The following is a 10,169-nucleotide window of genomic DNA, read 5'->3' on the forward strand; positions in this document are numbered from 1 at the left end:
TTTCCGTCCGGGTCGTGCTAATCGGCTACTGGCGTATGGCCCACAGCGCCAGTTCAAGGCCGGGGAACTCACCGGCCAGGTGCAGGGCCACGCCCCCGGAGGGCTCAAGCTGACCCCAGAGTTCGTGGTTACGATCCAATTCGAAATAGTGATAGCCCGCGTGGTAAGGCACCTGCCGTGGCGCCACCGGCAAGGAGTGCAAGCCAATACCTGGCAGTTGCAGGTTGACCAGGTCGCGTATCTTGTCGATAGGGCCGATCTTGATCTGGCTGGGCAAACGCTGCCGCAGCACCTCGGTGGGCATCTGGCCACGGGCCGCCAGCACAAAGGTGGCTTCCCGGTACAGCGCCGAATCGGGGGTGATCGCCACCCGCACGCCGTACTTGCGATCCTGCAGTTCGATGGCGACCGCGCTTTGATCCATCACCATGGCCAGCGCCCGGCGCAACTCATCCATCAGCGGCGTCAGCGTAGTATCCAGATTGTCCGGATCATAGGCCGGGAAAGTCGCAGGCAAGCGATCTTCCCGGGCAAAGATAGCCAGGTCGCCCGCCATCAGCAGGCCCAGTTGATGGAAATCTGCCGGATGACCTGCCGGCATGGCTACCTGCTGGGCCAGGCAGGGCGCATAGCGGTTCAAGGTCTGCAGCAGCAGGTATTCCGCCACCTCGGCCACGCTACCACGGCCAGGTGCCGCAATACGGGCTGCCATGGCGCCGGCGCGCTGGCGCAGCAGACCCAGGATTTCGCGTGGATAACCCTCAACCCTCGGGTGAGCCTGGCAGGCCAGCAAGGGGGGCAGGAACTGCTCGTCCAGCTTCACTTCGCCACTCGGAAGACGCTCTTGAACCCGGGCAACCGCCAGGCCGGTAATATTACCAACCAGATCTCTTTCCATCACAAGGCGGCTGTTGAGACGGCCCAGCAACAGCTCAACCGGCTTGCCCAAGGCGGTGTTGTCTTCCACCTCGGCCACCTGCGCCACATAACGGGCCATGGCCGCCTGTGCCGGGTCCAGCTCATGGCTGGGGTGGCTGTCGCTGGCCAACGGCATGGCCAGGTAGACCCGCTCGTTGCGCGCATCCGCCGGTATCTCCAGCGCCGGTGGCAAGGCATCCTCGCCGCCGCAATCGAGCGGTGAACCATCACGGAAGCGCCCATTGGCGCGGCTTAGCGCCAGCTTGCCCAAGGCCAGCTGCGATTCGTCCAGGCGTAGCTGGCGGAACCCCCAATACCAGTCCTGCATCGTGGTGGCGGCCACCAGACGCTCAACATGGCGCTCCTGTTGCTGGAAATGCTGGGGTTGCAGAAACAACCCCTCGCTCCACATCACGCGATTGTGCTTCAAGATCAAAATCCGTTTCTAAGACAGCGACTTACACTATTCAGGGAGTACGCTTGAGGCGCTTCATCAAGGACTGCTTCGCCTTGTCCTTGGCCGCCTGAGCGGCATCATCGGCAGCCGATTTGACCGCCTCCTCACCCTTTTCCTTGAGCTTGGCTTCCAGCTTGGTCAACTCGCCGCTGCCATCGGCCTTGCGCAAGGTCACCTGCCTGTCGCTGACCTCCACGATCAATGGCAAGACCTTGTCGCCCTGGCTGACATCCAGCGTGCCACGCCATTGTGAATTTTCGATATCACGGAAGGCCGCAATCAGCGCCAGGTAACGTGCCTCGGGGGCAATGGGGCGCTCCAGCCGCTGTTGCATGCCAGGCACCAGGGCGATCTCCTCGACCGCCACCAGCTCGCTACCCAAAGCCTCTGCTGGCCGCTCGTACAGGCTGAAGAAGTCGGCCGCCTGGAAGGTGGCCAACGATTTGAGATGGAACAGCTTGACCACCACCGGCGAGGAACGGCCGCTGGCATCAGGATTGACCTTGGGTGCCGCGTAGAGCAGGCCATCCATGGCGATAGGCTTGCTGGCACAGGCCGAAAGCAACAAAGCCAAGCCCAGCGCCGCCCACAGACGCGCATGCAAAGTAATAGATTTCATCAATTTCCCCCTAAGGCCCAGCCTCAAACGGGCAGGTGCCTGTACCCTAGGCAGACCTGCCGTGCCCGGGCATGGAATACAAAACAGCAAAAACCTGGCGATCAGGATCAGTTTTCAATGATACATAGGTTCGCCGCATAACCGGAAGTTGGGTGGCAAAATGACATAAACATCAAAAGTAAGTCAACACAATGATTAGATTAGAGAATCGTTATCGATTGATGGTGAAAAATGCCATTTGAGTTCGATAGTAAATTCCAATAGCATCGCCACCCACAAGAACCATGCCTTTGCGGCCAAAACTCCGCAAGGAGGAAATCAGAATGTCACACATCGATCTCGCAGCCCTGCTTGCGCCGGTAGCTGATGCGCAGCCCTGCGGCGACAACCTCGAATACAGCGCAGAATTCCTCGCCCTGGAAGCCATGGCAGGCGGCACGCCTGAACAACAGTTCGGCGACACCATCATTGCCGCCGTGGCGCCCGACTGGCTGGCCGTCGCCCGGCAAGCCCAGGAGATGCTGGCCCGCAGCAAGGATTTGCGCATCGCCGGCTTCCTGGTCCGCGCCGCCACCCGCAACAGCGGCCTGCCAGGCCTGGCACAGGGTCTGTCGCTGGTAGCCGATCTACTGGCCCAGTACTGGCCAGACCTGCACCCCGAACTGGAAGACGGCGACGCCACCATGCGCGTCAACGCCCTGTCGGTACTGGCCAGCGCCGAGTGCCTGCAGGCTGACGTACGCCAATCGGTTTACCTGGAAGTGCGCGGCCTCAGCAGTTGCTTGGTGCGCGACGCCGAAATCACCCTGAGCGGCCGGGCCGAGCGCGAAGGCGGCCTGCAGGAAGCCGACCTGATGCGCCTGGTGCAGGCCGACCCGGCGCAGGCGCAGGCGATGGCCGATCTGCTGACGCAGGTTCTCGCCTCGCTCGCCGTTATCACCAGCCAGCTGGACGACAACGCCCCCTACCACGGCCTGGACTTCCAGCCCCTGCGCCGCCTGCTGCAAGCCTTGCAGCTACCGCTCAAGGCCGTGACCGGCGATGTGGCACCAGCAGCCGAAGCCACAGCAGAAGGCGCCATGCAGCCCGCCGAAGGTGCGCCTGTCAGCCACGCACCCGCCGGACAATGGCCCCAATCAGTCAACAGCCGCCAGGAAGCCGCACGGCTGGTAGAGTTGGCATGCAGTTACTTTGAACGTCATGAGCCCGGCCACCCGGCTCCGCTGCTATTGCGGCGCGGCCAAAAGCTGATGACAATGGATTTCCTGGAAATCATGCGCGAGCTAGCCCCTGAAGGTCTGGGCCAGATCGAGATGGTTGCCGGGCTTAACCGCTAAACGGTCATTGCAGGCCGAAACGCAAATCTCTACCCACCTCAGCTAGCAAGGACCCCTCATGGCTAAAAGTGATAGCGGACAAAAATTCATTGCCCGTAACCGCGCACCGCGCGTACAGATCGAATACGACGTTGAAGTCTACGGCGCCGAAAAGAAGGTGCAGTTGCCCTTCGTGATGGGCGTGCTGTCCGACCTCTCCGGCAAGTCCGAAGTGGATCAAGGCTCCTTGGCCGACCGCAAGTTCATGGAGATCGATGTCGACAATTTCGACTCGCGCATGAAGTCGCTCCGCCCCCGCGCCGTTTTCAGCGTACCCAACGCCCTTACCGGCGAAGGCAACCTCAGCATTGACGTCAGCTTCGAGAGCATGGACGACTTCTCGCCGGCCGCCATTGCCCGTCAGATCGAACCACTGCGCAAGCTGCTGGAAGCCCGCCAGCAACTGGCCAACCTGCTGACCTATATGGACGGCAAGACCGGCGCCGAGTCGCTGATCGCCAAGTTGCTGCAAGACCCGGCCCTGCTGGCCAGCCTGTCCAGCAGCCCCAAGGCCGAAGCCGCCGATACGGCCGCCACTGTTGCCGAATAAGCCAGGGAGCATGATTGCATGACCACCGAATTACAGGATTTCGCCAAATCCGGCCCGCAGCACGAAGAGCAGAATGATTTCTACCAACTGCTGCAAAAAGAGTTTCGCCCCAAGACCGACGAAGCCCGCAGCGCCGTGGAGCAGGCCGTCCACACCCTGGCCAAGCAGGTACTGAGCGACACCAACCTGATCAGCGACGACGCCTTCAAGTCCATCGAAGCCATCATCGGCCAGCTGGATCGCAAGCTGTCCGAACAGCTCAACCTGATCATCCACCACGCCGACTTCCAGCAACTGGAATCGGCCTGGCGCGGCCTGCATTACCTCATCACCAACACCGAGACCGACGAGATGCTCAAGGTCAAGGTGTTCAACGTCGCCAAGACCGATCTGCATCGCACCCTGCGCCGCTTCAAGGGCACCAACTGGGATCAGAGCCCCTTCTTCAAGCGCGTTTACGAAGAAGAATACGGCCAGTTCGGCGGTGAGCCGTTTGGCTGCATGGTGGGTGACTACTTCTTCGACCACAGCCCCGTCGATGTCGAGCTGCTGCGTGAAATCTCGCGCACTGCCGCCGCTTCGCACTGCCCCTTCATCACCGGTGCCGCCCCCTCGGTGATGCAGATGGAATCGTGGCAGGAACTGGCCAACCCGCGTGATCTGACCAAGATTTTCCAGACCCCGGAATACGCCGCCTGGCGCTCGCTGCGCGAATCGGAAGACGCCCGTTATCTAGGCCTGGCCATGCCGCGCTTCCTTGCCCGCCTGCCCTACGGTGTCAACACCAACCCGGTGGACGAGTTCGACTTCGAGGAAGACACCGCAGGCGCCGCCCACGAGCGCTTTGGTTGGGCCAACTCCGCCTATGCCATGGCCGTCAACATCAACCGTTCGTTCAAGCAGTACGGCTGGTGTACTCGTATACGCGGCGTGGAATCGGGTGGCGCGGTAGAGAACCTGCCCTGCCATACCTTCCCCACCGACGACGGTGGCGTGGACCTGAAATGCCCGACTGAAATCGCCATTTCGGACCGGCGCGAGGCCGAGCTGGCCAAGAACGGCTTCATGCCGCTGCTGCATCGGAAGAACTCGGATCTGGCCGCCTTTATCGGCGCACAGTCGCTGCAAAAGCCGACCGAGTACATGGACGCCGATGCCAGCGCCAACGCCCAACTGGCTGCCCGCCTGCCCTACCTGTTTGCCGTCTGCCGCTTTGCCCACTACCTCAAGTGCATCGTGCGCGACAAGATCGGTTCGTTCACCAGCCGCGACGAAATGCAGCGCTGGCTCAACGAATGGATACTGCACTACGTCGATGGCGATCCTTCCAACTCGTCCGAATCGGTCAAGGCTGAAAAGCCCCTGGCTGCGGCCGAAGTCCATCTGGAAGAAATCGCAGACAACCCAGGCTACTACGCCGCCAAGTTCTTCCTGCGCCCGCATTACCAGCTGGAAGGCCTGACCGTGTCGTTGCGCCTGGTGTCCAAGCTGCCATCGGCCAAGGAAGGCGGCGGCTAGTACCCACACGCTGGCAAGTGGCAGGCCTAGCCGGCCGCTTGCCAGGCTCTCGCGGCAACAGCAGCACATGCAATAAAAACAGTCAGATTGCGCACAGCAATAATGACAATATCATTAAATGATAATGCATCCGTATTGAGGTGCAGGAGGAAATCGGATGGCGCTTGCCAAGGCAGCCCTTCGCCTATACCCGACCGTCCCTGGTGCGGTACGGCTGTTCCCAGCCCCTGCCAGCAGGGTAGACCCGCGCGTAGGCGTGATGCTTCCGATAGATGGGCAGGCAGGGCAATTGTCCTGCTGGCCGATAAAGCAATCCGGCATTGCATGGCCGCAACCTAACATTGCCTTGCGCCAGCCTTCTGGACGGTCGCAATGCGCACAAGTGAAATGACAATGTCATTATTTACCTTTATACGTCCGCTACAAGTACTAAGGTATGCGGGTCTCGCTTTGGTTTTCGCAGCTGCGTCGGCATGCCCAACGGCTGGCTTCACCCCCCTGCCTATAGTGCAAGGCTCCGCAGCCGATCAATACGTCGGTCATGGTAGGCATCTGGAAGTGCTGTTTACCCACGAAGGCCAGGCTGGCGAGGTCGATGTCTTTCCCGAGCCGCCCCTGGTGATCAAGCAACGCAAGGATGGCAAGCAATGCAAGATCGAAGAAGGCGGCATTTGGGTAAGGAAGTCGGTCTTTCTGGACGCGGGCGAACAGCATCTGCTGGCGCATGAGTACAGCGGCTCCAACGACAGCTTGGTTATCTACCGGACCAGTGATTGCAAGACGATCAAGACCATTGATGTCAGTGGGCTGCGCTGGCAGGTGGAAGGCACCCAGCTGGTTACGGGTAAAGCATGCAGCGCTGACAGCCTTGCCAGTTGCAAGACCAAGCGCAAAGTGCCGCTGATCACCGTCAGCAAAAGTACATCACCACAATAAGCAAGAGAGAAACATGGCTGATAAATGCATCGTCGACGCATGCCGCGCAGTCTGGGAGCAATCCTTTACTGCTGGCGTGCTCAACAAGAACAACTGCTCTGGTTTCGTCAAGGCTGTCGCAGCCGAGCTGGGCATACATCTGCCCAATACCCAGGCTGATGGCATTGCCGACTACCTGGATCGTAACTGGACAAAGCTTGCCAGCCCAGCCGAAGCCCTTACCCGTGCCGGTCAAGGCTACCTCGTTCTGGCCTGTCTCAAGGCGGGTGAGCACCAACCCGTCAAATCCAATGGACACGTAGTCGTCATCGTGCAAGGCCCCGTGTATCGCAACAAATACCCACGTTGCTGGGGCGGCAGCATCGGCGGTGCACAGAGCGCCGGCACGCGTTCGGTAGGAGAAGTGTGGAACAACCGTGATCGCGACCAGATTCGCTACTACGCGTGGAACACCGCAATTTGTAACGCAGGTTGAAAAGGCAGTACCCCATCCAGTATCCCACTGGTACAGCAGCATCGTACCGGGGAGACGTTCTGCGCCCCGAGCGCAAATTCTAAGCAAGGAGAAGCAGTAAATGGCAATTGATATGTTCCTGAAAATCGACGGCATCGAAGGCGAATCGGCTGACGACAAGCATGCCAACGAAATCGAACTGATTTCCTTCAACTGGGGCATGTCGCAAGCCTCCAGCATGCATGCCGGTACCGGCGGCGGCCAAGGCAAGGTGTCGGTTGACGACCTGTCCTTCGTCCACTTCCTGGACAAGGCCAGCCCCATCCTGATCCAGACCTGTATGTCCGGCAAGCACATCCCCAAGGCTGTGCTGACCGCCCGCAAGGCCGGTGAAAAGCCCCTCGACTACCTGAAGATCACCATGACCGACGTGCTGGTCAGCTCGGTGAGCCCTTCGGGCAGCAACGGCGGTGGTCAGGCCGTGATGGAAGCGGTTGGCCTGTCCTTCTCCAAGGTCAAGGTCGAGTACCAGCCACAAGGTGCTGATGGTAGCGCCAAGGGCGGTGCTGTGGTGTCCGAGTGGGACATCAAGGCTAACAAGAAGGTGTAAGTCCCTGTCAGGCATCTGAGCCAAGAGCGTCTCCCCAGGGAGTGCGTCTTGCGGCCAGGGTGCCAGACAGATCGAAGTAGCTGGGCCGCAAGGCCCAAGGCAATGGTCGGCCCTGTCGCCGGCCATTGCCGTTCCCCTCCGCAAATGAGATTAGCAATGAGTTTATCGAGCAATGCCGAAACCCTGATCCGGGAGAATCGCCCGTCAGAAGCACTGGAAGCCCTGCAGGCAGAGGTACGCACCTCTCCGGCCAAGCCGGAGCCGCGCGTTTTCCTGTTTCAATTGCTGGCCGTGCTGGGCGACTGGACCCGGGCGCAGACGCAACTCGATACCCTGGCCAAGCTTTACGATGACTACGCCACCTTCGCCCAGCTGTATCGGCAGGTGCTGATTGCCGAGCGCAACCGTGCCGATGTCTTCGCCGGCAAGGCTACCCCCATCGTTATCGGCGAACCCGCCCCCTGGCTGGCCCAACTGATCGAGGCCCAGCAGCGCGATGCCGCCGCCCAACACGCCGCCGCCGCCATACTGCGCCAGCAGGCCCTGGCCGATGCGCCGACCTGTGCAGGCCAGATCAACGAACAACCTTTCAGCTGGCTGGCCGATGCCGACAGCCGCCTGGGCCCGGTACTGGAAGCCCATGTCAATGGCCAGTACCGCTGGATACCCTTCGACAAACTGAACAGCATCACCGTGCAAGCGCCAGAATCGCTGGTCGATCTGGTGTGGGTAAAAGCCGAACTGGAACTGGCAGGCGGCCAGCAAACCCCAGCGCTGATACCCGTACGCTACCCCGGCACCCCCGCCATGGGCGGCGCCCTGGCCATGTCGCGCGCCACCCAGTGGCTGCAGCCGCATACCGATACCTGGGTGGGCCTGGGCCAGCGCGAATTCACCTGCGACACCGGTGAATTCGCCCTGCTCGACGTACGGCAAATCCGCTTCGACCCGGTGGCAGAATAACCATGGCCGGCCAGCGCACACCCGGCCCCCAGGGTACCAGCAGCAGCATGGTGTCCCTGGAGCAGGGTATCGCCCAACGCATCCAGCCCGCCATGGCTGGCACACTGGGCGTTCGCGCTGGTCCGCAGGGCAATGTGCAACTGGCCTGGGCCTCGCAAAAGGGCTTCTATGTCCACCAGCGGGTCACCTTTCTGGTCATAGGCCGGCACCTGCCGCAGGACGAACGCGCCATACTGGCCCATGCTCATGTCGCCGCCGACGCCAAGGTGTACCAGGGGCTGGATTCCACCCACAGGCACGCCATGCGGCGCCCCCGGCAAACCACCGATGAAGCCCAAGCCGAAGCCAATCGCTTTGTGCGGGCGCAATACCATCGGGCCTGGAACGCCCCCGATCGCAAGACCGCCTTGTTCGAGTTCGGTCTGGCCCTGCATACCATCCAGGATTCCACCTCGCCTTCGCACAGCGGCTTTCAACTCTGGACCGGCGAAGAAACCTTTGGCGAAGAAGTCGGCCACGTCCACAAGGAAATGATCAACCCAGGCGACGATAGCCAGCTCTACCTCGCCACCAAGACTGCCTGGGAGTGGTTTGTCGCCAAGCGCCTGCCCGCCGGCAATCTCTTCATCTTTGGCTGCGATGGCTGCAGCACCGGGTTGGGCTAGCCATGACGCTACACGCCCTCCCCCGCCTGCACCCACCAGCCTGGCTGGCAGCCGCGCTGCTGTGCGCCCCGGCCATGGCCAGCGGTAATATCGATGTCATGTTCTGGCTGGTCGGCGCCGTGCTCACCCTGCTGCTGAGCATAGGCGTGCTGATCTTCACCCTCAAACGGCATCGCCTGGCGTACCTAACGCTGCATGTGCTGCTGCTCATGCTCATCTGGTACCTGGCCATGGGCGCACGCGGCGCCTCGCACGACCTGATAGGCGGCCTGCTAACCCTGGCGCCGCTGGCCCTGTGTGGCGCCTGGCTGGGCCTACAGAGGGCAAGCCGATGAGCCGCGCCATGTCGCTACCATCCCTACCCCTGCTCGCCCTGCTGTGGCTCACCCTGATCGCGCTGCCAAGCCAGGCAGACGAAGGCCGGCTGTTTCAGGACTACGACAGCTTCTACAGCCAGCTGCACACCCAGCCACCACCGCTGACCTTGCTCGGCCCGCTATCGCCACCCAGCGGCAAGCACGCAGCCTGGACGCGTGATACCCCGCTGGGCAAGCTGGCCATCGGCAGCAAGGGCCAATATCAGTTGAACCGCCACACCCTCGCCATCAGCCGGCTTAGCGTAGGCGGCCCCCAGGCCGATCTGAGCAAGCTCGATCTTGCCACGGCTGATGTCTACCAGCTGGGTGCGCAGCACGTCTGCATAGAAAGCGCCACCAGCCTGCTGGGAGCCTCCGGCAGCTTGCAGCGCTGGCGCTACATCGTCGTACTAGACGACATGGGGCGGGACAGCTTCGCCGCGTTCTCGCTGTTCGGTTCCTGCCATGCCATCAGTGATCTCGACGGTGACGGCAAACTGGATCTGATTGTCATCACCGCCGACGGCGAATACTTTCAGGCCCAAGCCAAGGCCCGCCATGGTGGCCAGTTGCGCAACCTGGCACTGGCCGCGTGGCAATTGATACCAGAAGCACCGGACAACCCCTATGTCTTTTGGGCCAGTCCGTTGACAGACCCGTTTAATTAAACATACAGCCATAACCGACAACTCCATCCGTGCCGCCAGTAAGCGCTGGCCCATAGCATGAACCCCCAGGGATAGCCCG

12 protein-coding genes are annotated in these 10,169 nt (G+C 61.3%); 10 read left to right on the plus strand and 2 right to left on the minus strand.

Translation table 11 applies throughout. The features are described from left to right. Positions 1-25: 25 nt before the first annotated feature. Both tssK and tssJ read right to left on the minus strand, forming a co-directional pair. Positions 26-1,348, minus strand: a complete 1,323-nt coding sequence (gene tssK, locus V7714_RS18305; protein WP_335711010.1) for a type VI secretion system baseplate subunit TssK — start codon at positions 1,346-1,348, stop codon at positions 26-28. A 37-nt stretch (positions 1,349-1,385) separates the two neighbouring features. After that, positions 1,386-1,994 (minus strand): type VI secretion system lipoprotein TssJ, encoded by a 609-nt coding sequence (gene tssJ, locus V7714_RS18310; RefSeq protein ID WP_284198360.1) that lies wholly within the window; start codon positions 1,992-1,994, stop codon positions 1,386-1,388. Between the two features lie 323 nt (positions 1,995-2,317). Between tssJ and tssA the strand changes: the two genes are divergently transcribed. The 10 genes from tssA (at position 2,318) to V7714_RS18360 (ending at position 10,090) form a co-directional block, all read left to right on the plus strand. After that, positions 2,318-3,331: a type VI secretion system protein TssA gene (gene tssA, locus V7714_RS18315; RefSeq protein ID WP_335711011.1), complete on the plus strand. Its 1,014-nt coding sequence runs from the start codon at positions 2,318-2,320 to the stop codon at positions 3,329-3,331. 58 nt (positions 3,332-3,389) lie between these two features. After that, complete coding sequence (gene tssB, locus V7714_RS18320; protein WP_284198358.1) at positions 3,390-3,920, plus strand: type VI secretion system contractile sheath small subunit; 531 nt, start codon at positions 3,390-3,392, stop codon at positions 3,918-3,920. Positions 3,921-3,938: 18 nt separating this feature from the next. Next, a complete protein-coding gene (tssC, locus tag V7714_RS18325) occupies positions 3,939-5,438 on the plus strand; it encodes a type VI secretion system contractile sheath large subunit (protein WP_284198357.1) in 1,500 nt (499 codons plus the stop codon). Positions 5,439-5,810: 372 nt separating this feature from the next. Next, entirely contained in the window at positions 5,811-6,374 is a 564-nt protein-coding gene (locus V7714_RS18330) for a hypothetical protein (protein ID WP_335711012.1), read from the plus strand. 13 nt (positions 6,375-6,387) lie between these two features. After that, positions 6,388-6,849: a hypothetical protein gene (locus V7714_RS18335; protein ID WP_335711013.1), complete on the plus strand. Its 462-nt coding sequence runs from the start codon at positions 6,388-6,390 to the stop codon at positions 6,847-6,849. A 100-nt stretch (positions 6,850-6,949) separates the two neighbouring features. Further along, positions 6,950-7,438: an Hcp family type VI secretion system effector gene (locus V7714_RS18340; protein WP_335711014.1), complete on the plus strand. Its 489-nt coding sequence runs from the start codon at positions 6,950-6,952 to the stop codon at positions 7,436-7,438. A 156-nt stretch (positions 7,439-7,594) separates the two neighbouring features. Next, a complete protein-coding gene (locus V7714_RS18345) occupies positions 7,595-8,401 on the plus strand; it encodes a type VI secretion system accessory protein TagJ (RefSeq protein WP_335711015.1) in 807 nt (268 codons plus the stop codon). Between the two features lie 2 nt (positions 8,402-8,403). Then, positions 8,404-9,066 carry a hypothetical protein gene (locus tag V7714_RS18350; RefSeq protein WP_335711016.1) on the plus strand — a complete coding sequence of 221 codons (663 nt, stop codon included), beginning with the start codon at positions 8,404-8,406 and terminating at the stop codon, positions 9,064-9,066. A gap of 2 nt (positions 9,067-9,068) precedes the next feature. Next, entirely contained in the window at positions 9,069-9,401 is a 333-nt protein-coding gene (locus V7714_RS18355; protein WP_335711017.1) for a hypothetical protein, read from the plus strand. An 8-nt stretch (positions 9,402-9,409) separates the two neighbouring features. Next, on the plus strand, positions 9,410-10,090 hold the full coding sequence (locus tag V7714_RS18360) for a hypothetical protein (protein ID WP_335711018.1): 681 nt from the start codon (positions 9,410-9,412) through the stop codon (positions 10,088-10,090). Positions 10,091-10,169: the final 79 nt, after the last annotated feature.

Source organism: Chitinimonas sp. JJ19, assembly GCF_036961565.1.
GTDB lineage: Bacteria > Pseudomonadota > Gammaproteobacteria > Burkholderiales > Chitinimonadaceae > Chitinimonas.